Annotated in this window: 20 protein-coding genes; 8 read left to right on the top strand and 12 right to left on the bottom strand. The window is 44.9% G+C overall.

The window, feature by feature from the left end; all coding sequences use genetic code 11:
* Positions 1-58: 58 nt before the first annotated feature.
* On the bottom strand, positions 59-1894 hold the full coding sequence (typA, locus tag AB4263_RS03865) for a translational GTPase TypA (RefSeq protein ID WP_017070104.1): 1836 nt from the start codon (positions 1892-1894) through the stop codon (positions 59-61).
* A gap of 562 nt (positions 1895-2456) precedes the next feature.
* Here typA and glnA point away from each other — a divergent pair.
* The 5 genes from glnA (at position 2457) to AB4263_RS03840 (ending at position 10289) form a co-directional block, all read left to right on the top strand.
* The gene (gene glnA / locus AB4263_RS03860) at positions 2457-3866 is read left to right on the top strand and encodes a glutamate--ammonia ligase (RefSeq protein WP_017059221.1); all 1410 of its coding nucleotides are present in this window, start codon (positions 2457-2459) and stop codon (positions 3864-3866) included.
* A gap of 392 nt (positions 3867-4258) precedes the next feature.
* The gene (locus tag AB4263_RS03855) at positions 4259-4828 is read left to right on the top strand and encodes a DUF4124 domain-containing protein (protein ID WP_017059222.1); all 570 of its coding nucleotides are present in this window, start codon (positions 4259-4261) and stop codon (positions 4826-4828) included.
* Positions 4829-4996: 168 nt separating this feature from the next.
* Entirely contained in the window at positions 4997-6073 is a 1077-nt protein-coding gene (gene glnL / locus AB4263_RS03850) for a nitrogen regulation protein NR(II) (RefSeq protein ID WP_019826501.1), read from the top strand.
* Between the two features lie 121 nt (positions 6074-6194).
* Positions 6195-7598, top strand: coding sequence for a nitrogen regulation protein NR(I) (gene glnG, locus AB4263_RS03845; RefSeq protein ID WP_017063059.1), 1404 nt, complete (start codon positions 6195-6197; stop codon positions 7596-7598).
* Positions 7599-7706: 108 nt separating this feature from the next.
* Positions 7707-10289, top strand: coding sequence for a GGDEF and EAL domain-containing protein (locus AB4263_RS03840; protein WP_017063058.1), 2583 nt, complete (start codon positions 7707-7709; stop codon positions 10287-10289).
* A gap of 83 nt (positions 10290-10372) precedes the next feature.
* Here the strand turns inward: AB4263_RS03840 and hemN are convergent, their stop codons facing one another.
* From hemN to AB4263_RS03815, 5 genes are all read right to left on the bottom strand, one after another.
* A complete protein-coding gene (hemN, locus tag AB4263_RS03835) occupies positions 10373-11764 on the bottom strand; it encodes an oxygen-independent coproporphyrinogen III oxidase (RefSeq protein ID WP_372097559.1) in 1392 nt (463 codons plus the stop codon).
* A 346-nt stretch (positions 11765-12110) separates the two neighbouring features.
* Positions 12111-12599 carry a DUF2489 domain-containing protein gene (locus AB4263_RS03830; RefSeq protein WP_372097557.1) on the bottom strand — a complete coding sequence of 163 codons (489 nt, stop codon included), beginning with the start codon at positions 12597-12599 and terminating at the stop codon, positions 12111-12113.
* A 6-nt stretch (positions 12600-12605) separates the two neighbouring features.
* Positions 12606-13163 (bottom strand): Der GTPase-activating protein YihI, encoded by a 558-nt coding sequence (gene yihI / locus AB4263_RS03825; RefSeq protein WP_017060163.1) that lies wholly within the window; start codon positions 13161-13163, stop codon positions 12606-12608.
* Positions 13163-13801 (bottom strand): class I SAM-dependent methyltransferase, encoded by a 639-nt coding sequence (locus AB4263_RS03820; protein WP_010433503.1) that lies wholly within the window; start codon positions 13799-13801, stop codon positions 13163-13165. The genes yihI and AB4263_RS03820 overlap by 1 nt, the downstream gene beginning before the upstream one ends.
* A 557-nt stretch (positions 13802-14358) precedes the next feature.
* Positions 14359-14976 (bottom strand): cytochrome c, encoded by a 618-nt coding sequence (locus AB4263_RS03815; protein WP_012602993.1) that lies wholly within the window; start codon positions 14974-14976, stop codon positions 14359-14361.
* 148 nt (positions 14977-15124) lie between these two features.
* Between AB4263_RS03815 and yihA the strand changes: the two genes are divergently transcribed.
* Together yihA and AB4263_RS03805 are read left to right on the top strand one after the other, a co-directional pair.
* The gene (gene yihA, locus AB4263_RS03810; protein ID WP_372051193.1) at positions 15125-15787 is read left to right on the top strand and encodes a ribosome biogenesis GTP-binding protein YihA/YsxC; all 663 of its coding nucleotides are present in this window, start codon (positions 15125-15127) and stop codon (positions 15785-15787) included.
* 218 nt (positions 15788-16005) lie between these two features.
* The gene (locus AB4263_RS03805) at positions 16006-16605 is read left to right on the top strand and encodes a GTP-binding protein (protein ID WP_372097555.1); all 600 of its coding nucleotides are present in this window, start codon (positions 16006-16008) and stop codon (positions 16603-16605) included.
* Positions 16606-17112: 507 nt separating this feature from the next.
* Here the strand turns inward: AB4263_RS03805 and polA are convergent.
* The 3 genes from polA to hemB form a co-directional block, all read right to left on the bottom strand.
* Positions 17113-19911: a DNA polymerase I gene (polA, locus tag AB4263_RS03800; protein ID WP_372097553.1), complete on the bottom strand. Its 2799-nt coding sequence runs from the start codon at positions 19909-19911 to the stop codon at positions 17113-17115.
* A 680-nt stretch (positions 19912-20591) separates the two neighbouring features.
* Entirely contained in the window at positions 20592-21026 is a 435-nt protein-coding gene (locus AB4263_RS03795) for a GNAT family N-acetyltransferase (RefSeq protein WP_372097551.1), read from the bottom strand.
* 76 nt (positions 21027-21102) lie between these two features.
* Complete coding sequence (gene hemB / locus AB4263_RS03790) at positions 21103-22146, bottom strand: porphobilinogen synthase (RefSeq protein ID WP_017060158.1); 1044 nt, start codon at positions 22144-22146, stop codon at positions 21103-21105.
* Positions 22147-22354: 208 nt separating this feature from the next.
* On the opposite strand from hemB, the gene AB4263_RS03785 reads away from it, so the two are divergent.
* Positions 22355-23116 carry a TatD family hydrolase gene (locus AB4263_RS03785; RefSeq protein ID WP_017063053.1) on the top strand — a complete coding sequence of 254 codons (762 nt, stop codon included), beginning with the start codon at positions 22355-22357 and terminating at the stop codon, positions 23114-23116.
* Between the two features lie 288 nt (positions 23117-23404).
* Here the strand turns inward: AB4263_RS03785 and tatC are convergent, their stop codons facing one another.
* The 3 genes from tatC to tatA form a co-directional block, all read right to left on the bottom strand.
* On the bottom strand, positions 23405-24160 hold the full coding sequence (tatC, locus tag AB4263_RS03780) for a twin-arginine translocase subunit TatC (protein WP_017060156.1): 756 nt from the start codon (positions 24158-24160) through the stop codon (positions 23405-23407).
* A gap of 148 nt (positions 24161-24308) precedes the next feature.
* Complete coding sequence (tatB, locus tag AB4263_RS03775; RefSeq protein ID WP_017060155.1) at positions 24309-24716, bottom strand: Sec-independent protein translocase protein TatB; 408 nt, start codon at positions 24714-24716, stop codon at positions 24309-24311.
* Positions 24717-24719: 3 nt separating this feature from the next.
* On the bottom strand, positions 24720-24974 hold the full coding sequence (gene tatA / locus AB4263_RS03770) for a Sec-independent protein translocase subunit TatA (protein WP_017060154.1): 255 nt from the start codon (positions 24972-24974) through the stop codon (positions 24720-24722).
* Positions 24975-24980: the final 6 nt, after the last annotated feature.

Genomic DNA, 24980 nt, shown 5'->3' with positions numbered 1-24980 from the left:
GCAGCTAGGCTACTCGGGGCTTTCTTATCTACTTAGCTAGAAGCTAGTCAGCTGGCAATTAAGCCTTAGCTGGACGTGCTGCACGCTTACGTTCGTTTTCAGTAAGAAGCTTCTTACGGATACGAATGCTTACTGGCGTTACTTCTACTAGTTCGTCTTCGTCGATGAACTCAAGAGCTTGCTCTAGAGTGTGACGGATAGGTGGCGAAAGAACCTGTGCTTCATCAGTACCAGATGCACGAACGTTCGTTAGCTGCTTACCTTTCAGACAGTTTACTGTTAGGTCGTTTGAACGGTTGTGAATACCGATGATTTGACCTTCGTATACTTCATCCGCGTGCTCAGCAAATAGACGACCACGTTCTTGTAGGTTGAATAGTGCGTAAGTCAGAGCTTTACCAGTTGCGTTCGAGATTAGAACACCGTTGTTACGTTGACCGATTACACCGCCTTTGTGAGGACCGTAGTGATCAAATGAGTGGTAAAGAAGACCAGAACCAGACGTTAGAGTTAGGAACTCAGTTTGGAAACCGATAAGACCACGAGAAGGCATCATGAAGTCCATGCGAACACGGCCTTTGCCATCTGGAGACATATCAGTTAGCTCACCTTTACGTAGACCGATGTTTTCCATGATGCCACCTTGGTGCTCTTCAAGCACGTCGATAGTCACAGTTTCAAACGGTTCAGTTAGGTTGCCATCTTCGTCTTTCTTGATGATAACTTCTGGACGAGATACAGCTAGTTCGAAGCCTTCACGACGCATGTTTTCAATCAGGATAGACAGGTGAAGTTCACCACGACCTGAAACACGGAAGCGATCCGGGTTATCAGTTTCTTCAACACGTAGTGCAACGTTGTGTACTAGTTCTTTTTCTAGACGCTCAAGGATGTTACGTGAAGTAACGAACTTACCTTCTTTACCCGCGAACGGAGAAGTGTTTACTTGGAACGTCATTGTTACTGTTGGTTCGTCAACAGAAAGCGGAGTCATTGCTTCAACATTGTTTTGGTCACAGATAGTGTCTGAAATCTTCAGCTCACCAAGACCAGTGATTGCAATGATGTCGCCAGCGTTAGCTTGCTCAACTTCGTGACGGTCAAGACCTAGGTAACCAAGAACTGTACCTACTTTACCGTTACGTTTTTTGCCTTCTGCATTCACGATAGTTACTTGTTGGTTTGGTTTAACTGAACCACGAGTAACACGAGCAACACCGATAACACCTACGTAAGAGCTGTAATCAAGTTGCGAAATTTGCATTTGTAGTGGACCGTCAAGGTCAACTGCAGGCGCGTCTACTGTATCAACAACAGCTTGGAACAATGGTTCCATGTTCTCGCCAGTTTCGCCTTCAGTCATTGTTGCCCAGCCGTTTAGAGCTGAAGCGTAAACAACTGTGAAGTCTAGTTGCTCATCAGTAGCACCTAGGTTGTCGAAAAGGTCGAATACTTGATCCATAACCCAATCAGGACGAGCGCCTGGGCGGTCAATCTTGTTGATTACAACGATTGGCTTAAGACCGTGTGCGAATGCTTTTTGCGTTACGAAACGAGTTTGAGGCATTGGGCCATCAACTGCGTCAACGATAAGCAGAACAGAGTCAACCATAGACATGATACGCTCAACTTCACCACCGAAGTCCGCGTGTCCCGGAGTATCTACGATGTTGATGCGGTAATCATTCCAGTTGATTGCTGTGTTCTTAGCAAGAATGGTAATGCCACGCTCTTTTTCGATGTCATTCGAATCCATGACACGCTCTTCAGCTTCACCACGAGACTCAAGAGTGCCTGACTGTTGTAGCAGTTTATCAACCAAAGTCGTTTTACCGTGGTCAACGTGCGCGATGATCGCGATATTTCTTAACTTATCAATCTGTGGAGTAGACATGGATTCTCGATTCACTCATAAAAGTAGCCGTCACTTATCTCAAAAGTTTGGATAATAACCGCTAGCTTGATTTAAAAAACGGTCAATAATATACCAGATTCTAGACAAAAACCCAGAAATATGTGATCTGAACCAAGGCTTTTTTCTTTATTAGCGATTCATATCCGCTTAACTTTGATTCAGTACAGTGTTGAACAGCCCAATTCGTAGGACTCTAAAAAAGTATCACCTGCGAGTGGCGAACCAAATCTCCCGCAAAATAACAAAAGTGGATTGACAACTTAGGCAATTCATTGCTGAATGGTGCTCGCTTATGTCTCATATTGGTGCACAGACAAACAATTGCACCAACAAGGTGCGCCCGGAGATCATTTTGGTGCAAAAACCAAATTAAGCAAAACCGAAAAACAAGTAAATCATTGAAATTAATGGAATAATTTTTTTGGCACGTTTTTGGCTATAGATAAATCAGCATCGATTAATGCACTTATAGACATTAATCAATGCTAGTTTCAACCGAATCGAGCTAATACCGAATTAATAACACTGGAGGTTATCCAAGATGTCAGTAGAAAATGTACTATCCCTGATCCAAGAGAACGAAGTTAAATTTATCGACTTACGTTTTACTGATACAAAAGGTAAAGAGCAGCATATCTCTATTCCTTCTCACCAAGTTGATGCAGACTTCTTCGAAGAAGGCAAAATGTTTGACGGCTCTTCAGTAGCTGGTTGGAAAGGCATTAACGAATCTGACATGGTAATGATGCCAGACGCAGCATCTGCTGTACTGGACCCATTCACAGAAGACGCAACACTAAACATCCGTTGTGACATCCTTGAGCCTGCAACAATGCAAGGCTACGACCGTGACCCACGCTCTATCGCTAAACGTTCTGAAGAGTACCTACGTTCTACAGGTATCGCAGACACAGTTCTAGTTGGTCCAGAGCCAGAATTCTTCCTATTTGACGACGTTAAGTTCTCAAACGACATGTCTGGTTCTTTCTTCAAGATCGATGACGTAGAAGCAGCTTGGAACACAGGTTCTGACTTCGAAGGCGGTAACAAAGGTCACCGTCCTGGCGTTAAAGGCGGTTACTTCCCAGTAGCTCCAGTAGATTCATCTCAAGACATCCGTTCAGCAATGTGTCTAGTAATGGAAGAGATGGGCCTAGTTGTTGAAGCTCACCACCATGAAGTAGCAACTGCGGGTCAAAACGAAATCGCTACTCGCTTCAACACGCTAACAGCGAAAGCTGATGAAACTCAAATCTACAAGTACGTTGTACACAACGTTGCTCACGCATTTGGTAAAACAGCGACATTCATGCCTAAGCCACTAGTTGGTGACAACGGTTCTGGTATGCACGTTCACCAATCTCTAGCAAAAGACGGCGTTAACCTGTTTGCTGGTGATAAGTACGGCGGCCTATCTGAAATGGCTCTTTACTACATCGGTGGTGTAATCAAGCACGCTCGTGCAATCAACGCGTTTGCTAACCCATCAACTAACTCGTACAAGCGTCTTGTACCTGGTTTCGAAGCACCTGTAATGCTTGCTTACTCAGCACGTAACCGTTCTGCTTCTATCCGTATCCCAGTAGTACCAAGCCCTAAAGCACGTCGTATCGAGCTACGTTTTGGTGACCCAGCAGCTAACCCATACCTATGCTACTCAGCAATGCTTATGGCTGGCCTTGACGGCATCAAGAACAAGATTCACCCAGGCGAAGCTATGGATAAAGATCTATACGACCTTCCTGCAGAAGAAGCAGCTGAAATCCCAACAGTTGCAGAATCTCTACAAGAAGCTCTAGCAGCGCTTAGCGAAGACCGTGAGTTCCTAACAGCTGGCGGCGTATTCTCTGACGATTTCATCGATTCTTACATCACTCTGAAATCTGACGACGTACAACGCGTGAACATGGCTACACACCCACTTGAGTTTGAACTGTACTACTCAGTTTAATCTCCTGTAGAGATAAGCCATTTCTTACTGCAACCTTGTAAGAATCGCTGACTAAATATTAGGCTCGCCTCGCAGGCGGGCCTTTTTTATATTCTCCCTCCCCCCGCTTCCTCGTACCATACTAGATACCAATCGTAGTAAATAACTACTCAGCCTAGCTTGTTAAAACACTCGATAACATCGTTAGGTTTTTTGATTGTAGAATAACTACTTATCGAAACTATTTTTGCCGAGCAGGGCTGCCTCGTTCTCAAGCCTTTTTCCTGCGCTATTTCTGAGCATTAACTTACTGTGATTGGCATTTAACAAAAGCCCTCAGAGGCTGTCGCGCTAAATACAATAAAACCAACGCCAAACGTGAAATCACCTAGCGGTGAAAAGAGGCTAAAGATATGAAAAACATACTGTTCCTAATCGGGTTAACAGTCGCGCTCTCGTGCTCTGCTCAAACGGTGTATACCTGGATAGATGAAGATGGCGTGCTCCACTTTAGTGATAACCCTAGCGCTCAAGATGCCGAGGCTCTTCGCCTGCCAGATGTGCAAGCTTCAGCACCCGCCCCTAAATTTGAGGCCTCAACTCCGGTTGACGCTGCTGCTTCCTCTACAACTAAAACGGCAACGCCAGCCAAAACTCAGGCAGAAACCGAAACCACAAAGCGCGAGGTTCCTACTCAATTAGCCCTCACCATGTTGACTCCAGTTCATGATCAAACCATTCGTAGTAATCGCGGCTTAATCCCGATTCAGATAGAACTCAACCGAAAGCTTGGTATAGGTGAGCAATTACAATTGATGCTCGATGGCCGTCGATATGGCGCCCCACAGACCCAACCTATTTGGGAATTAAAAGGTATCGATCGAGGTACTCACACCATTGCAATTCAAGCACATAGAAGCGGCAAGCTTATTGCATCTACTAGTCCAGTCACCGTGTATTTACATCGAGCGACGCTCAAGTAGGCCAATGTGTTAAAAGAGGCCAAATAACCTCTACTTTTCACCTAATCGAAGCAGCTTTCAGCGACTCTAATGAATTATCTTTAGCTTCTGGTTGATATGCGCCATACTTGAACTTAGCTACGCACCAATTTGGTGCAGTGAGAAAAACACCAGTTCAAGGACGAAATAGTGAATCGATCAGCCAAAAGCGACAGCATAGATACACACCATCTTTCCAGCGCCATTCTCGACAATATGGTGACTTCGACATTGATGCTCGATGAGCAATTGTATGTCCGATACGCCAATCCGGCGGCTGAGCAGCTCTTTTCACAGAGCGCACGACGCATCGTTGATCATCCACTGAGCCAACTTATCCAACACGCTTCACTTGATTTGGCACTGTTGACGCAACCGCTACAAAGTGGCCAGAGCATTACCGACAGTGACGTTACCTTCGTTGTTGATAACCGCCCACTGATGCTTGAAGTCACGGTTAGCCCAATCTCTTGGCAACGAGAGACGCTGTTATTGGTTGAGATGCGCAAGATAGACCAGCAAAGACGCCTCAGCCAAGAGCTCAACCAACACGCACAACAACAAGCGGCTAAGTTGCTGGTACGCGGGTTAGCACATGAGATCAAAAATCCACTCGGTGGCTTAAGAGGTGCGGCGCAGTTACTTGGGAAAATGCTTCCTGATCAGTCTCTTAATGAATATACGCAGATCATTATTGAGCAAGCCGACCGCTTAAGAGCATTAGTCGACCGTCTGCTTGGCCCACAGAAGCCGGGGACTAAATCAGAAGAGAACCTTCACCAGATACTTGAGAAAGTCAGGCAGCTCGTAGAGCTCGAATCGGGTTCAACGCTCGCCATCGAAAGGGATTACGACCCGAGCCTACCGGACATCTTGATGGATTCGGCACAGGTTGAACAAGCGATGCTCAATATCGTGAGCAATGCAGCGCAGATTCTAAAGACTCAAGATTCTGGCAAAATCACCATTCGCACCAGAACGGTGCATCAAGCAAATATTCACGGGCAGCGACACAAACTCGCAGCTCGTATTGAGATCAGCGATAACGGTCCGGGCATCCCCGATGATTTAAAAGACACGCTGTTTTACCCAATGGTCAGCGGACGAGAAGGTGGAACAGGGCTGGGGCTATCGATTTCTCAAAACCTGATCGATCAACACAATGGGAAAATTGATGTTGAAAGCTGGCCAGGCAACACCACATTCACGATTTATCTACCGATTTAGGTCATAAGAACCTCGCTATTGGACAGCGAGATGAAAGGCTTAGCTCGGTAACACAAAGATTAAGACATCATAAAAACAACAATGATTATCACAATAGATTTGGCTGCAAAGGAATTGAATTATGAGTAAGGGATACGTTTGGGTCGTCGATGACGACAGCTCTATCCGCTGGGTAGTAGAGAAAACACTTTCATCTGCGGATATTAAGTGTGAAACATTTGCTGATGCTGAGAGCGTGTTGCTTGCGCTTGAGCGCGAGACACCGGACGTATTGGTGTCTGACATTCGCATGCCCGGCATTGACGGGATTGAGCTGTTGCATCAGGTTCATCAACGCTCTCCCGACCTGCCCGTGATCATTATGACCGCGCACTCAGACCTTGATGCGGCGGTGAATGCTTATCAAAAAGGCGCCTTTGAATATCTTCCAAAGCCGTTCGATATTGATGAAACACTGACTCTAGTCGAACGAGCGATCGCGCACAGCCAAGAGCAGAAACGCGAACAAGCCAGTGAGGTCGCTGAAGACACCAACGCGCCAGAAATCATCGGTGAAGCACCGGCAATGCAGGAGGTTTTCCGAGCGATTGGCCGTTTGTCTCGCTCATCCATATCCGTGCTGATCAATGGTGAATCGGGTACCGGTAAAGAATTGGTCGCTCACGCTCTGCATCGTCACAGCCCAAGAGCTAAGAAGCCCTTCATTGCCTTGAACATGGCAGCAATCCCCAAAGATCTGATCGAGTCTGAACTGTTTGGCCACGAAAAAGGTGCCTTTACCGGTGCTAACAGCGTTCGCCAAGGACGCTTTGAACAAGCCAACGGCGGCACCCTATTTCTGGATGAGATCGGTGACATGCCACTCGATATCCAAACTCGCTTGTTGCGTGTACTTTCTGATGGTCAGTTCTATCGTGTCGGCGGTCACTCTGCAGTTAAGGTAGACGTTCGTATCGTTGCCGCAACCCACCAAGATCTTGAGCGCTTAGTGCATGAAGGCGACTTCCGTGAAGACCTTTTCCACCGACTCAACGTTATCCGAATCCATATCCCGGCACTTCGCGAACGTAAACAAGACATTGAAAAGCTGACTCATCACTTCCTAGCATCCGCCGCCGAAGAGCTCGGTGTTGAAGTGAAGACACTGCATCCTGAGACCATTTTGAAGCTCAACCAGCTCAATTGGCCTGGTAACGTACGTCAGCTTGAGAATATTTGTCGTTGGTTAACGGTGATGGCTAGCGGCAGCGAGATACTGCCTTCCGATCTACCACCGGAATTGTTGGAAGAAAAAGTCGTGACCACTTCAGGTTCTGGGGATAACTGGCAGCAACTGCTCGCTAATTGGGCAAAGTGTGCGCTTGATTCAGGAGAAAAAGAGCTGCTAACTTATGCTCTGCCAGAATTTGAACGTATACTGCTAGAAGCTGCACTCCACCACACTAATGGTCATAAACAGGATGCAGCTAAGGTTTTGGGATGGGGAAGAAACACCCTAACTCGTAAACTCAAAGAACTGTACTAGACCTTATATGATTCTCGATGCAGCTACTTTTTAACCAAAAAAGTGTCGCTTGGTTTGAATAGTGTCGGTACAATTACAGTACACTATTCACCAAAGTTGTAGCTAAAGATGTCTTTGAAAACACAAATTACTTTGAGAACCGCAGTGGTTCTGCCATTCGTGATGATTTTTCTGTTCACTATGGGTGTAATGGTTTTCACTCAAAAGCTAAGCTACAAAGAGATGGTGAGTGATGTTAGTGCACGCCAGCTGACATCACTGACTGACAATGTTCATCAAAGCCTGTCTAATTTTTTAGAAAAGCCATTTCACGCCAACCTCTCGCTCAGCCATAACATCGGCTACCACCATCTTTATCAAGCAGGCAATCTTAGTAAGGTCCAAGACTATATTTTTTATACGTTTTCAGACCATTACACTGCTGTACCTCAACTCGATGCGATCGGCTTTGGTTCTGAAGATGGTAACTACGTCGGTTTCCGCAAAGAAGCCAACAAAGGCTACACCTTGATGGTGCAAGACGAACGCACCAATGATCAGCTGGTCATTTACCGTGGCAGCAAAATTAGTGAAGACATTCGATCGGTGATTTCAGGTTACGATCCTAGAATCCGTCCTTGGTACACACCCATTGCGACACAGAAAAAACCGTTATGGTCACCAATTTATGCCAATGCTGACGAACGTCAAGAAATCACCTTATCTGCTCTAGCGCCTATCTATGATGATAATGAATTCAAAGCCGTCGTAGTCAGCGACATCAAAATCAATACCTTCAATGCGTTTCTCAGAAAGCTCAAAGATAGAACGGATGCCTCTGTTTACATCATCGATAAGCAGCAACGCTTGGTCGCGCACTCAGGCGGAGGCAGTGTCGTTTCATGGGGCACAGGACAAACCAACAAAGGGCAACGCAAACTAGCAACAGAGAGTGCTAATCCAGTCATACGTGAGAGTGCTAGCTACGTAGAGCAATTCCACCTAATCGAGAATTTGGGCGAGCAGCGCTTTAGTTTTAGCCTAGACAACGAACGCTACTTCAACCAAATCACCCCATACGAAGATGAGCACGGGCTCACGTGGTTTATTGGGGTGTCGATCCCTGAAAGCAATCTGCTCGGTGAATTGCCAGAAAATCAAAGAAACAGTTGGTTGCTTGGGCTAGCACTGAGCTGCATTGGGGTCATTGCAGGATTAATTGCCTTTAATCGCGCAACCCAACCCATCACCTCGACAGCGGATGCGGCAAAACGCCTTGCTAAGGGCGATTGGGACGCGAGCATGCCAAAAACAGGGCATATATATGAAACCAGCATGTTGGTCGAGTCATTCAATGAAATGACCAACAACTTAAAGGCTTCGTTTCATGCATTACAGTCTCAACTTACCTATGACTCATTAACCAAGCTATACAGCCGTGAAGGCTTTATTGACGCTGCCAAGAAACACCCCGACAACGAAAAAGGCACACTGTATTTGATTGGTATTGATCGCTTCCGAGACATCAATGACAGCCTAGGTCATTACAATGGCGACCAGCTACTTATCATTGCGGCCGCTCGTTTAAGAGGCACACTGCCATCCGAATACCTACTAGCTCGCACTGGTGGTGATGAGTTTGCCATCTACGCGCCAAACGTAACGCAAAGCGATGATGTTCAGCTGCTGACTAACCGCTTACTTCAAACCTTCGCTTCCCCATTTTCAATGGAATCGGAAAGCGTGGTGATTAAGGTATCGATGGGGATAGTGAATGTCTCTAATCTTCACGACATTACACTCCTGCTACGCAGCAGCAGCATTGCATTGAGCAATGCGAAACAAGACAAAACCAGTGTCTGTATTTATAGCCTTGAAATGGGCAAAGCATCGAGACATCGCACCAAGATGTTAGCGCGGATGAACCGAGCGATTGAGCTTCAACAGTTCGAACCGTTTTATCAGCCTATTATTGATCTGGAATCTGGCTCGACCATAGGAGCAGAAGCTTTAGCTCGCTGGATAACGGATGAAGGGGTGATCTCGCCACTCGAGTTCATTCCTCTCGCGGAAGAGAGCGGGCTCATTGATGATATCGGCAAGCAAATTCTACATAAGTCGTGTCGAGATACTGCCATCGCGATTGAATCAGGAAAGTGGAGCAAGGACTTCTCTATTCACGTTAACCTGTCGGTCGATCAACTGAGTGAAAGTGGCTTTGTGGAACAAGTAAAAGGCACGTTGCGAGACACAAATCTGCCAGCAAGCAACCTGACACTAGAGATCACCGAATCACGCATCGTCGACAACGACCCGACCATCATCGATAACATGCTGACTCTAAAAGCACTAGGGATATCAATTGCGATTGATGACTTTGGTACCGGCTATTCGTCACTGGCTTATTTACACAAACTGCCATTTGATTGCTTAAAGATCGATCGCAGCTTTGTCAGCAAACTTGATAAAGAGAACCTAGATAGCTCCATCGTCGCGGCCATCGTTAACATCACTAAGGGCTTCAAAGTAAGCTTGGTGGCAGAGGGCGTTGAAACACAGCAACAGGCTGAACTTCTCAAGCAGCTGCAGTGCCCGCTTGCTCAAGGCTTCTTATACAGTCGCCCAGTTCCGTTTGACCAATGGCCTACCGACCTCATCAACTCCAAGCAAAGTGCCAAGGTCAAACAAAATACCACTGAGAGTCTCACCTAAACCAGGCAGAAATCGAATGAGTCAGATACAAAAATGCCAGCATGATGCTGGCATTTTTTATTGTTCTATTCTCTATCGAGCGATTAGATAACGCGAGAGAATTGCTGCTGGCGAGCCTTTGCACGTAAGTATTTATCAAAACACATACAGATGTTACGGATCAGCAAACGGCCACGCAAAGTCACGCGGATTTCTTTGTCATCCACTTCAACCAACTCATCATTGATGAAGGTTTGCAGTAGCCCTAAGTCTTCTTTGAAGTAACCATTAAAGTCTACAGAAAACTCAGACTCGATCATGGTTTTATCAAGCTTAAAGTTACAGATAAGCTGTTTAATGACCTCACGACGCACTAGGTCATCACTGTCTAGAGCAACACCTTTCCAAAGTGCATGACGCAGGTCATTCACCTGAGCGTAGTACTTCTTCAGCTCTTTCTGATTTTGTGCGTAAGCATCACCAACCATAGAAATCGCAGAAACACCGAAACCAATTAAGTCAGCTTCACCTTGGGTGGTGTAGCCTTGGAAGTTACGATGCAGAATACCTTCACGCTGTGCTACGGCTAGCTCATCTTCAGGTAGTGCGAAGTGATCCATACCAATGAACTGGTAACCCGCTCCCGTTAGCGTCTCGATGGTATCTTGCAAGATAGCCATTTTCTCTTTCGCTTCAGGTAGATCTTCGTCTTTAATCTTACGCTGCGCCGCAAACAGCTGAGGCATGTGTGCGTAGTTAAATACCGATAAACGGCCCGGCTTCATTTCTAACACTTGCTTCAATGTTTCAGCGAACAAAGCTTGAGTCTGCTTTGGTAGGCCGTAGATCAAATCCAGGTTAGTTGAACGGAAGCCTAGCTCTTTCGCTCGTTTAACCATCGCAATGATGAAATCTTCATCTTGCTCACGGTTAACCAGTTTCTGCACTTCTTTATTGAAGTCTTGCACGCCAATGCTCAGGCGGTTGAAGCCTTCGTTACGCAGGTGGTCAAGTACGTCTAGCTCAATCTCACGCGGGTCAACTTCAATACTGATTTCAGCGTCAGCGGTGAAGTTAAACTCTTCACGCAAAATACTCATCAAACGAGTGATTTGTGTTTTGGTCAAGAACGTTGGCGTACCACCACCGAAGTGCAATTGCGTCACTTCACGGCCATTCAATAAAGAGGCGCGTTGGCGGATTTCATGTTCAATCACATCAAGGTACTCATCCGCTTTATGCGAGTGACGAGTAATGACTTTATTACAACCACAGTAGTAACAAAGCTTGTGGCAGAACGGGATATGCACGTAAAGAGAGAGTGGACGCTCAAGATATTGAGTACACGCCATGTCGTAATCAGCGACGGTAAACGCTTCATGAAACTCCAACGCAGTTGGGTATGAGGTGTAACGAGGTCCCGAATAGTTGTACTTGTTTAAGATCTCTTGATCCCAAACGATTTGCTGATTCGTTGTTACTGGCTTGCTCGACATAGCGGTATTTCCAATTTAGATCCGCGAGAACCTAAGGTCTCTCAAATCATTTTACATACATTAAAATATAGACGGGTTATTTTGCCACACGACCTGTAAGGTCGTTCCAAGACAAAATCAATTTTTTAGACAAAAACTCAGAACTGCTAGCTTGATCACTAACAAAGCGTCGGGATTAACGAGACGCAAAAGGTAAGAAGGCTCATTTAACATTGTCTATTAAAAGATAAGGCGACTTAAAAACAAGATGCATTTAAGATGAAAAGTCTTAAATGCATAGGTATTAAAAGCAGCGCGTCTAAAAACGGAATGTTAAACAAGCCTCTATATTTAAAAGTCTTAGTGACTAGATCATCTGAATGTTGATTTGGTTGTTGAGAGGCTTAACCTTCTCCTGCAACCTTTTCAAATCTTCAATGACCGCATCATTCAAGCGAGTCTCTGCCTTATGGCGCGTGAGATTCTGCTGCATGCGCTCTTTCTTCGTCAGTTCCTGTCTTGCCTCTCCGCGAGCCATATCTTTTACGATATGGTACAGCTCAGAAAGAGCAGGATACTCAGAATCAAAATCGACACACTCATCACCCTGAACATTATCCATAATGATACACACTCGGATACTGATCTCAGGTAAGTCACATTGCCCTTGAATGCCCGCTAAGCACAAAGTATTTACGTTTTCGTAAATCGTCGCGTTGCGTTTTTCAATGGCTAGTGCTTGATGCTGCTTTTGCAACTCCGTCTGCTTCTTCACTTGAAGTAGAAGGTAACCTGCGTAAGAGCCCAAGCCGAGAATGATAATTCCACCAGCAATTGCTAATAAGGTTACGTTCACTGGCTATTAACCTTTAAAGCTGTCTAAATCGAAATCTTCGAATTGAGATAGCAAGTCTTCGTCAGAGCTCGCTTTCTTCTTAGAGGCAACCGGTGCTTCTTCGAAGATCTCTTCTTCATCGTCTTCTGGCTCTAGTAGACCTAAGCGGCCCATTAGGTGTTCGATACGATCAAGTTTCTCATCAACAAACTTCTGTAGACCAGCACCTAGGTTTTCACCATTTTCGATACGATCTAGGAGTGTGTTCAGTTGAGCGTCATTCTCAAGCATCTCTAACTCTTGTTCGTTAGATAGCTTGCGCTCTTGTTTAGTCGGCTTCTTCGCTGGTTCAACGATCAGCGGAATTTTTTTCTTGCTGCCTAAACGTGGATCACGAGCTTGTGCAGCTTTACGCTGTTTTGCTTCGCTACCATCTGAGTGACGGCTGCCAGACTTAAGGCCTTTACGCTTTTTAACACGCTTACGTTCACGACCTTCAACATCAGATTCACTACGGTTACGAGTAACCATAGGCTCCGGAGCGCCAAGTGCTCCCGGCTTTCTTGATTTCTTACTACGACCCATTACTGCACTTTCCTCAGTAAAATTACATCATTTCCAAAAAATTCTAGTTCGAGCTTATCCCGCTCTGCCAAAAACTGGAATGTTTGACGACTAAAGAAGACGACATGTGTCGGGTCATTCTTGTAATGCCAACCAGCAAACGCGTCTACGTCTATTACTAGTTTAGTCATAAGACCAATCCAGCCCTTGGGTTTAACTAAATTCAACCATTGCTGCCACACTTTGTCTGGGTGATAAAGATGCTCTATCACCTCCGTGGCAGTCATAAAGTCATACGTTTTTTCCAACACAGAGGGTTCTGGGTGGTAATAGATATCGTACAACTCCATGGTGTGTCCGGCTTCTTCTAACATAATAGATAGCGTAGGGCCTGGGCCACAACCAAAATCCAACCCGTGTGAGTTAGATGAAATTTTGTCTGTTAGTGGATCCGCGATGCGAGATAAAAAGCGGCGATAGCCTGCATCACTAGGATCGTTCTCATGGAGATCATAGTGTGCTTTTTCTTCTTTTGCTTCTAACCTTTGTTCAGGTTTAACAAATACCAGTTCACATTGCTGACACTGCAGATAGGCTCTGCGTTTGTCTTCAAAATAGTGATTCACGCCTTGGTGATGGCATAAGGGACAAGTATACATAGCACATCCTTAAACAGGGATGCGAAACATACCAGAAACTGAGTTTATAGTGGAGAGGTATTGGGTGTTTTTTCATCAAATCAATAAAAAAAGCGATAGGAAAACCTATCGCTCTCTAAATCTGCCTATATCGGCCAAAATTTGCATACTCAACTTGGTACACAAATCTCCATTTGTTATTGGTGCTTTCCATGCCAAATTTGTTTGTTGTTCATCGTCCTGATGAGTTTTGGCTATCCTTTTCTAACACCTTGTTGCTGGGCTGTCCTAGCCTGATCCATTTCTGTCTATACCGTTAGACTAGATGATCATCCATATCTAAGTCAGCTCCTAGCTGATGGCGGTTACTTTACCGTGTTACAAAAAGACTACAAGAGTGCGACTTCACACTTTTGTACACAAATCGATCACACATTGATAAATCAGACATAAACACAAAACGCATTAATAAAACCAATACAAAAGAAAACGCCCCGACCATTACTGATCGGGGCGTCTCTTCAATCTCGCTCGAACGTACATTCCTTTACTCTGGCTAAGAGCAAGAAACCGACAAATTAGTGTAAACCACCAACGTACTTCGATAAGGTATCAATATCAGCGTCTGTTAACTTTTTAGCTACATCACGCATCATCGCATTCATGTCGTTATTACGGTCACCATCGCGGAATTTTTCAAGTTGAGCCTTGATGTAATCTGCGTGCTGACCTGAAATCTTAGGGAAACCAGAAAGTTCGGTACCATTACCACGAGGGCCATGACAAGCAATACACGCCGTTACGCCGCGTTCTGCGTTACCCGCTGTGTAAAGAACCTTACCTTCATCTACTACATTTTCAGGAGTAGAGTTACTAGAGATAGGTAGAGAGGCGTAGTATGCCGCTAGGTCAGCCATATCTTCTTCAGATAAAGGCATCGCCATTGCACCCATTACAGGTTCGTAACGACCTTGCTTACCACCACTTGTCATACCTAGCTTAAGCTCTTTTAACTGCTTCTCTAGATACTTCTCATGTTGACCAGCCAGCTTAGGGTACTGAGTGATCAGGCTGTTGCCGTCAGCACCGTGGCAGGCAACACATGTTTGTGATTTGGCTTTACCAGCTTCAATACTACCTTGAGCCCATACTGAGCAGCTGGCTAAAAGACTCAAAATTAGCGCTAATTTCTTCATGACATTCCATTATAATTATCAAGCTTCCAGTACCACTCTATGTTGCCACTCATGGTACAATAGGCGACCTTATGCCGAGCACGGTTATTTTACACAAATTCACAAAAAAGTAATCAATCGACTACACAAAGTCGAGATGGAGTTAACAGTGAGCGTAAAAATTCATTATCAAAACACGCATTTCATTACCAGTGCACCTGATATTCGTCATTTACCAGAAGACGAAGGGATCGAAATTGCGTTTGCAGGACGCTCCAATGCTGGTAAATCTAGCGCGCTAAATCGCGTTACAAACCAAAAAAGCTTGGCGAAAACCAGTAAAACACCCGGTCGAACTCAGCTAATCAACCTATTTAAGGTAACGGACGGTTGTCATATCGTCGATTTACCTGGATATGGCTTTGCTCAAGTACCACTTGAGATGAAGAAAAAATGGCAGAAGTCGCTAGGTGAATACCTACAACGACGTGAAAGCCTGAAAGGTTTAGTGGTATTGATGGATATCCGTCACCCAATGAAAGACCTTGACCAACAAATGATCTACTGGGCTATCGATAGCCGCATCCCAGTACAGGTTTTGTTAACAAAAGCAGACAAACTGAAAAGTGGTGCGCGTAAAGCACAGCTACTGAAAATCCGTAACGATGCAAAATCTTTCGGTGGTGATGTTGCGGTTGATGTCTTCTCTTCAATGAAGGGCATCGGCGTTGACCAACTGCGTGCCAAGATGGATGAGTGGTTTGCGCCTGCGCTTCTTGCTGATCAAATCATTGATGAGTTAGCAGACGAAGAGCACAACGACTCAGAGTAGTTCCTCTACTTATCGCTATAGGTTAGAGCACTTACAACACGTGATTTAGCCTTATCAATGCCCCTCCTTATATAGGTGGGGTATTTTTTTGCCCAAAAATGAGTGAGTTAAGCCTAAGTTTTTAGTGTTAAAAATCGGATTTAGCCACTAAAACCAATAGAAGTGAACCATACTAAAAGACACATCTAAATAATCAGAACAATGAGAAAGGAATACTCATGTGGAAAACACCATTGGCCATCATTGCACTTATGTTGGTCTCACTGACAGGGTTTGCCTCTGAAGCAGAACAAGAACAAGCCCCACTGATCAATGTCGATATGACCTTAGACCTCGATGGCATGGAAAAGTACGCCCAAGATGCGAGTGAGTCTCTTGAGGTGATATCGCAATCTTTGCAGGCGATAGTCAACAACCCCAACCTAAGCGACGACCAGCAACAAGCCCTCAATCAAACCGTTGAAAGTATCAATAAGCTTGCGAGCTCCACCAAGACATCACTCAATCAACGGCCACAAGCCTTAGACCAATCTCGACTCGCCTTTAAACAAACCAGTCAAATGCTGTTGGATGACATTCAGACCAAGATCATCATTGCGCTGGCGGCCGTTATCGCCGTCATTATTATCGCTTTGACCGCTATCTATCTGCTTATCCTGAAACCCATGCAGCAAACCTTGGTAAAAGCGACCAACAATATCTCTTCGATGGCACAATCCATCCAGATCACCGCCGAAGCACTGAAATACAGCACCGAGAAACAACAGAAAATCATGGATTACATTGAGCATTCACCGACTCAATACACTGATAAATAAGGCGTGATCCATCAATCCTTTATCGATAACTTGTAAAATAAAAGTTATTTCAAGTGATAAAACAATCGACTTAGAGACGGATTTAAATTACCAAAAGCTGATCGAATTTCAGATCTAAGGCAGATCAGGGGTTTATCACTGTGCTTGAGAAAGTGTAATAAAAGGCACTAAAAATGAGAGGTTTTACGGGGGAATGATAGGTTGGAAATATTTTTCTTTCGCACAAGAAAAAACGCCCCAGTCAAATACTGACTGGGGCGGCTGAATCAGCCTAATCCAATAACGTGAAACAAAAGGTCTGAAAGATAGAACATCTTACCTCTGTACCCTACGAGATTTAATGTACAACAATTGCTCAGAAATGAAAACAACTTTTGTAGTTTTTTTTCATGAATGTTTTATTAAAACACCTAAATTCTTATTACGACTTAACTTTATTTGAGATAAAAAAAAGCCAGTGTTTGTGCACTGGCTCATACTAATTTGCTTAATAAGGTCAAAAACTGATTAGTGGGCTTGATCCCAGTTATCACCGTGGCCAGCTTCCGCCACAAGCGGCACTTCTAGTTCTGCCGCGGATTCCATCAATTGTTGTACTTTACTTTCAATTTCGGCTAAAGCTGACTCTTCCACTTCAAACACCAATTCATCGTGTACTTGCATCAATAGCTTCACACGACCATCGCCTTCGGCTTGAATCCACTCATCGACTAACAACATCGCTTTCTTGATGATATCTGCCGCTGTACCTTGCATTGGCGCGTTGATCGCTGCGCGTTCAGCCGCTTTACGACGCATACCATTACGAGATTGAATTTCAGGAAGGTGCAAACGACGGCCGTAAATGGTTTCAACGAAGCCTTGCTCTGAAGCCGCGCTGCGTGTGTCTTCCATGTACTGCATTACGCCAGGGTAACGTTCAAAGTAAGTGTCCATGTAGTGCTGTGCTTCCCCACGAGGAATACCCAGTTGCTTAGCCAAACCAAAAGCACTCATACCGTAGATAAGACCGAAGTTAACGGCTTTAGCACGACGACGCTGCTCAGTCGTTACCTGCTCAATATCAACACCAATGATCTCAGCAGCCGTTGCCGCGTGAATATCTTTGCCTTGTTGGAATGCTTCCAGAAGCGCTTTATCACCCGACAGGTGCGCCATGATACGCAATTCAATTTGAGAGTAATCGACCGCTAGAATCTTCCAGCCATGTTGTGCAACGAATGCTTGGCGGATACGACGACCTTCTTCATTACGAATTGGGATGTTCTGTAGGTTTGGATCTGTTGAAGACAAACGACCCGTTGCTGTCACCGCTTGGTGATAAGACGTATGAACACGACCCGTTTCAGCGTTGATCATCTTCGGCAGTTTATCTGTGTAGGTAGACTTGAGTTTCGCAAGACCACGATACTCAATGATCAGCTTAGGTAGCGGGTAATCAAGAGCCAGTTCTTGCAGCACTTCTTCGTTGGTTGAAGGTGCACCTGATGGCGTTTTCTTAATAACTGGCAAACCCATTTTCTCAAACAAGATCGCTTGCAGCTGTTTTGGCGAGTTCATGTTGAACTCTTGCTCTGCAATCTCATAGGCTTTCTGTTCTAACTCATCCAGACGAACCGCAATCTCTTGCGATTGAGCGCCCAGCAGCATGTCATCGATGAATACACCAGTACGCTCAATGCGAGACATTACAGGGATCAGGGGTACTTCGATTTCTTCATAGATGGCTTTTAGCTTTTCATCTTGCTCAATATTTTCCATCAAACGGTTATGAAGACGTAAAGTCACGTCAGCATCTTCTGCCGCGTATGGAGACGCCTCACCCAGCTCAATCTGGTTGAAAGTAAGCTGCTTCTTACCTTTACCTGCGATTTGCTCAAATGAGATGCAGCTGTGCTGAAGGAAACGCAGCGCTAGGCTGTCCATATCATGCTTGCCACCTACGCTATTGAAAACGTAAGACGCCAACATGGTGTCGTGTTTGATGCCTTTCATCTCGATACCGTAGCGCGCTAGCACACTCATATCGAACTTAAGGTTCTGACCTACTTTCGCTTGTGCATCATCTTCAAGAATCGGCTTAAGCTGTTCAAGTACCCAATCGCGATCCAGCTGCTGAGGTGCATCTAGGTAATCATGGGCAACCGGCACGTACGCGGCAACGCCTTCTTCAGTCGCGAATGACAGGCCAACGAGGTTCGCCACCATGTAATCTAGGCTGTCGGTTTCAGTATCGAAAGCAAATACTTCAGCCGCTTTCAGTTTCTCTAGCCAAACATTGAATGACGCTTCATCGAGGATGGTTTCGTAGTTGCTGCGATCAATGGTCACGGCAGAGGTGTTCATTTCTACGGTAGAAGTGGTTGATGCCGTATTGCTGCGCACTGCGCCCGACTTTTCATCCGCCTCAACCACACCACTGCCACCTTCAAGTAGCTCGTTCAACCAAGATTTGAAGACCAGTTGACCGTATAGCTTAATCAGCTCATCCGTATTTGGTTGTGCTTTTACAAGCGACTCAGGTGTCTCTTCTAACTCGACGTCCAGTTTGATCGTTGCAAGCTCGTAAGACATCTCAGCGTTGTCTTTATTATCAATCAGCTTCTTAGCCATGGTCTTTGAACCACGGAAGCCAAGAGCGGCAATATCATCTAGGTTTTGGTACAACTTCTCGATGCTACCAATGCCTTGTAGTAGAGCAGTTGCTGTTTTGTCACCAACACCTGGAACGCCAGGAATGTTATCCACTTTATCGCCCATCAGTGCAAGGTAGTCGATAATCAGCTCAGGTGGGATGCCAAACTTCTCTATCACGCCTTCGCGATCCATAACCACGTTGGTCATGGTGTTGATCAAAGTAACGTTGTCATCAACCAGCTGCGCCATATCTTTATCGCCAGTACTGATCAAAACCGGCATGCCCGCTTTAGATGCTTGAGAAGCTAGCGTACCAATCACATCATCCGCTTCAACGCCTGGGATCGAGATAAGTGGTAGACCCATTGCGCGAATCACGTTGTGCAAAGGTTCGATCTGACAACGTAGATCATCCGGCATAGGTGGACGATTAGCCTTGTACTCTGGGTACATGTCATCACGGAACGTCTTTCCTTTTGCATCAAAAATAACCGCAATACGATCAGAAGCAAATTGACGCATCATGCTGCGCAGCATGTTAACTACACCGTAAACCGCGTTAGTCGGGATATCACCATTGCTCATGGTGCCAGGGTAAGCATGAAACGCGCGATATAGGTAAGAAGAGCCATCGATCAGAATCAATGGATTATCAGGAATACGAGCCATAATGTTTGTGTATCCAGTAAGTACAGAAATTATCTGTTAAGAATGCCACGTCTGTTGGTTGGATTCCACGTTGTCGATCTGTATCCGTTCACTCGGTTGTGTTCGTTATAATCGATTTGTTGTTATTTTTTGTTCTTAGACGCAAGCGTTCTGTGGATAACTCTGTTTATATTATTTATCCACCCTGTTGAGAACTACGGTGAACAACTCAAAAAACACCAATAAACAACTGAAAATAAAGAATAATTTTACAGATCGAACAGATGATCAACGATCTTTTCTCGATCTTGCGTTGTGGAAAAGAATGCTGATGGCGTTTTATTCATAAAAATACGTGCCACTGAATATGCATCTTGTTGAAATGGTAGGTATAAAAAAAAGCGACACCCGAAGATGTCGCCTAGCAAAAACCGGTAAAGCCATTCAAATTGAATACCACAGCTTTACCTAAAAGCTATAAATTACACTGGAAGCAATGTGAGCAATGTCGTGTCAAAAAGAACTTAGTACAAGTTCGCGAGAATTCTGTTGGGTAACCAAGTAGATACTTGAGTACTTAACATCCTTGTGAACATTTCCTCATTCCCTAAGACGAAGTTAATAATAATGATTCTCATTTAATAGTCAACAATTAAATGATAATAAATCTCATTTGATTTATAAACCGTTAACAGCAGTGCTTAAATTTGCTTCAAAAAATGGATTCTATGGTCATTAATGTCTTCTTTTTCTTCAAATCTTTCGATTAGGTAACCGTTTCTCAATAACAGGCGCAACATTGCAGGGAACTGGTTACGAGACTTAACCTTTAACTGTCTGTAGCCCTGCTCTTTCGCCCACTGTTCCTGAACGTCTAATTGCGCCTGTGCAACGCCTTTGTTCCTCGCGAGCGGTGACACGCCACCAAACCAGCTGTAAAAAGTATCTTGATCCAATTCATAGCCGATCTTAAAGCCAAGCAACACGCCAGCTTCTTCAGCCACTAAGATAAGGCTCTTTTTCCCTGCCAGCCGCTCTGACAGAGAAGCGACACTCTCTTTTTTAGCGAACTCAGAGATCTGCTCGATCACAGACACCACTTCTTCTAAAGAACCTTCACGTACGACAACTGACATCTTATTCATCCTTATAAACGAAAGGGCTGGCACAATGGCCAACCCTTTACTGATCACTTAAGTGAGATCTACACGGTTACTTTTCTTTTAAATGCTCAGCAGCTTGTGCGTTATCTTCAGCAAGCCACTCTGCGACATCTTTAGCGAAGTAAGTAAGAATGCCATCAGCGCCAGCACGCTTAAAGCACAACAGTGATTCCATGACGGTTTCGCGCTCTTTCAGCCAGCCGTTTTGAATCGCCGCTTTGTGCATCGCGTATTCACCAGATACTTGGTAAGCAAACGTAGGCGCTTGCAGTTCGTGCTTAACACGACGAACAATATCAAGGTAAGGCATGCCTGGTTTCACCATCACCATGTCCGCACCTTCATTAAGATCCATCGCGACTTCATGAATCGCTTCATCGCTGTTGGCTGGATCCATCTGGTAGTTCTTCTTGTTACCACCTTTCAGGTTCGAAGCACTGCCAACTGCATCACGGAATGGGCCGTAGTAGCACGATGCATATTTTGCAGAGTACGCCATAATCTGAGTATGAATATGGCCCGCTTCTTCTAACGCTTCACGGATCTTACCAATGCGACCATCCATCATATCCGATGGGGCAACTACGTCAGCACCCGCTTCAGCGTGTGATAATGCTTGCTTGATCAAGACTTCAGTCGTCTCGTCATTCATCACGTAACCATCTTCATCGATGATGCCGTCTTGGCCGTGAGTGGTGAACGGGTCTAGTGCTACGTCAGTAATAACGCCAATGTTTGGCACATGCTCTTTTAGTAAACGTACAGCGCGCTGCACCAAACCTTCTGAGTTATGAGCTTCAGCTGCGCATAAACTTTTAGCATCTTGGTTCACGACTGGAAATAGAGCAATCGCAGGAACACCCAGCTTTGACAGGTAATCTGCTTCCTCAAGCATGTAGTCGATCGACAAGCGTTCAACACCTGGCATTGACTCGACAGGCTCGCGGCGGTCTTTACCCATCAGGATAAACATTGGGTAGATTAGATCATCCACAGACAATTGATTTTCTGCCATTAGGCGACGGCTAAAGTCGTGCTTACGCATACGGCGCATACGGCGACCTGGGAATTGACCTTGAATTGAAACAGACACTAGATTCTCCTTGCCTAGTCTAAGCACCGAAATACTTAGATATGAAAAGTGCTAAATACAGGCAAAAGCATATCACTGATGGCTCAGGACGCTAGCAGTAAAATATGAAACCCACTCAAAAATAGGGATAAATGGCAAAAAATGACCTTCTCCTCACACTGCCGTATACTCATGACAACTCAGTAAAGACCGCTTTCAGGACAAAACAATGATCGACACCCATGCTCATATTTACGCTAGTGAATTCGATGAAGACCGCGAACAAGTTGTGCAGCGCGCACTGGCTCAAGGGATTGATACCATTCTATTGCCGAACATCGATTTAGAATCTATCGAACCAATGTTAGCAACAGAAGCGCAGTTTCCTGATGTGTGCCGTTCAATGATGGGCTTACACCCTTGTTATGTGGATGCGAATATCGAGCAAACCCTCAAAACCATTCGAGCTTGGTTTGATAAGCATGACTTTATCGCCGTGGGTGAGATTGGTATCGACTTGTACTGGGATAAAACCTTCAAGGCTGAACAAGAGATGGCGTTTGTGACTCAACTGCAGTGGGCAAAAGAGCTTGATCTACCTGTGGTGATCCACACTCGTGATTCCATTGAAGAGACACTTGCCCTACTTCGTAAAGAACAAGATGGCAGCTTACGCGGGGTATTCCACTGCTTTGGTAGCAGCTTAGAGGAAGCTCAAGCGATCAACGAGCTAGGCTTTCATTTAGGTTTAGGCGGCGTTTCGACCTTTAAGAACTCTGGGATGGACAAGGTGATCCCACATCTCGATATGGATTACGTCATTCTAGAGACAGATTGCCCATACTTGGCACCAACACCGAATCGCGGTAAACGCAATGAACCAGCCTACACAGAATTAGTAGCAAAACGCATCGCCGAATTACGCGGAATTACCCTTGAAGAAGTCGAAAACATAACCACCAAAAATGCTAAGGCATTGTTTAATTTATGACAAATCTATTAATAAGTAATTATTACGGATTTTTCCTGAATTTATTTGAGAAAGCTAAGTGACATGTATAGTATCAACCACCTGCATATAGAGGTAGTTGATTATGTGTGACCATTCACAACACTTACAACGTCAACATCGAACCCTATGGCATAAAATTTTGGGCATCAAAGAGCTCTATATATGTCAGAACTGTGGCTATCAGTTAAAGATTCGATAAACAGACATAATAAAAAAGCGGCCCTAGGCCGCTTTTTTATTATGTGATTTTTACTGAAGCATTCCGAATCAAGATTCAGCTTCTTCCTCTTCATCCGCATCTGGCTTACGCGTATAAAAGCGTGCGAAAAACAGACCAATCTCAAACAGAATACACATTGGAATCGCCAACAGTGTTTGCGAGATCATATCTGGTGGTGTCAGCATCATACCGATGATGAAAGCACCCACCACAATGTAAGGACGCTTTTCAGACAGAGATTGAGGCGTTGTTGCCCCCGTCCAACACAACAAGATAATCGCAACAGGCACTTCAAAGGCAATGCCAAAAGCAAAGAACAGCGCGAGTACAAAATCAAGATAGCTTGAGATGTCGGTTGCGAACTCTACTCCTCCTAATGATATGGCCGTAAAAAAGCCAAATACCAACGGGAATACAATAAAGTAAGCGAACGCCACACCACAGTAAAACAGCAATGAACTTGAAGCCAATAGCGGCATGATCAAGCGTTTTTCATGCTTGTATAAACCCGGAGCAACAAAAGCCCACACCTGATACAAAATAAACGGAACCGCGAGGAATATAGACGCGATCAAGGTTAATTTCAGCGGTGTGAAAAATGGCGATGCAACATCGGTTGCGATCATCGTCGCCCCTTCCGGTAGACGATCTACCAAAGGTGCTGATACGAATTCATAAATATCATTAGCAAAATAAATTAGCCCGACAAATATCACTAGCACCGCGACAATCGCACGTAGTAGGCGATTACGTAGTTCTAGAAGGTGGCTAATTAAAGGCTGTGTCTGCTCAGTCGAAGACATGTCAAACCTCTTAAACAGGAAGATCGAAAAGGAGCCGCGCGTGTATCTATCCAGTTGAATTGGTATCCACTTGAATAGTTATTTACTTGAATAGATATCTATTTAAACATCTAGCGAATCAAGTATCCGGCGACTCCTCCTTGCGAGACTATTCGGCTTTCTTATCTGACGGTGCTGAAGCTTCACTGTTGACCTGAATGGTTTCAGATTCCACAGTTTCCATGACACTAGGTTTAGTCTCACTTGGCTTATCAGACTCAGGCTTAGCATACGGACGTTGAACCTCAGCAGCGGCCTGCTTGAGTTCATCGACTGACGCTTTAAGGTCTGGAGATAAATCTTCCATACCCATTTTTTCCGCCTTGCGTAGGTTTTCTTGCAGCTCTTGCACCTTAAGCTCATGAGAAAGTTCATCTTTCACACTGTTTGCCATGCTTTTCGCTTGTCCAACAAACTTGGAAATACTGCGAATCGCCACGGGCAAACGCTCAGGCCCTAAAACCACTAACCCAACGACAGATATTAATACCAGTTCCCAAAAACCGATATCAAACACGATTTACGCCTGCTCTTTGTCTTTCTTTGTTTCAGCAGTTGTTTCAGCGTGAGCTTCTGTCTTCTGCTGTTCAATATTCTTTGGTTCGAAGTCTGCATCTTTCTTATCTGCAGGCTTGTCTTCATCGCTCATCGCTTTTTTGAAGCCTTTAACCGCTGAACCTAAGTCACCACCCATACCGCGCAGTTTCTTTGTTCCGAATAGCAAAATTACAATTACAGCAATGATTAGAAGTTGCCAAATACTGATACCACCCATTGTCAT

The sequence above is a fragment of the Vibrio sp. 10N.261.55.C5 genome, from assembly GCF_041470505.1.
GTDB classification, from domain to species: domain Bacteria; phylum Pseudomonadota; class Gammaproteobacteria; order Enterobacterales; family Vibrionaceae; genus Vibrio; species Vibrio crassostreae_C.
This window is presented reverse-complemented; position numbering and strand designations above follow the sequence as displayed.

Coding starts and splice junctions, on each gene's coding strand:
- AB4263_RS03785 (WP_017063053.1), top strand. CDS start 22,355: ATGATCGACACCCATGCTCATATTTACGCTAGTGAATTCGATGAAGAC.
- glnA (WP_017059221.1), top strand. CDS start 2,457: ATGTCAGTAGAAAATGTACTATCCCTGATCCAAGAGAACGAAGTTAAA.
- polA (WP_372097553.1), bottom strand. CDS start 19,911: ATGGCTCGTATTCCTGATAATCCATTGATTCTGATCGATGGCTCTTCT.
- typA (WP_017070104.1), bottom strand. CDS start 1,894: ATGTCTACTCCACAGATTGATAAGTTAAGAAATATCGCGATCATCGCG.
- AB4263_RS03820 (WP_010433503.1), bottom strand. CDS start 13,801: ATGTATACTTGTCCCTTATGCCATCACCAAGGCGTGAATCACTATTTT.
- AB4263_RS03815 (WP_012602993.1), bottom strand. CDS start 14,976: ATGAAGAAATTAGCGCTAATTTTGAGTCTTTTAGCCAGCTGCTCAGTA.
- AB4263_RS03855 (WP_017059222.1), top strand. CDS start 4,259: ATGAAAAACATACTGTTCCTAATCGGGTTAACAGTCGCGCTCTCGTGC.
- tatA (WP_017060154.1), bottom strand. CDS start 24,974: ATGGGTGGTATCAGTATTTGGCAACTTCTAATCATTGCTGTAATTGTA.
- AB4263_RS03840 (WP_017063058.1), top strand. CDS start 7,707: ATGTCTTTGAAAACACAAATTACTTTGAGAACCGCAGTGGTTCTGCCA.
- AB4263_RS03795 (WP_372097551.1), bottom strand. CDS start 21,026: ATGTCAGTTGTCGTACGTGAAGGTTCTTTAGAAGAAGTGGTGTCTGTG.
- yihI (WP_017060163.1), bottom strand. CDS start 13,163: ATGGGTCGTAGTAAGAAATCAAGAAAGCCGGGAGCACTTGGCGCTCCG.
- tatC (WP_017060156.1), bottom strand. CDS start 24,160: ATGTCTTCGACTGAGCAGACACAGCCTTTAATTAGCCACCTTCTAGAA.
- glnG (WP_017063059.1), top strand. CDS start 6,195: ATGAGTAAGGGATACGTTTGGGTCGTCGATGACGACAGCTCTATCCGC.
- AB4263_RS03805 (WP_372097555.1), top strand. CDS start 16,006: ATGTGGAAAACACCATTGGCCATCATTGCACTTATGTTGGTCTCACTG.
- hemN (WP_372097559.1), bottom strand. CDS start 11,764: ATGTCGAGCAAGCCAGTAACAACGAATCAGCAAATCGTTTGGGATCAA.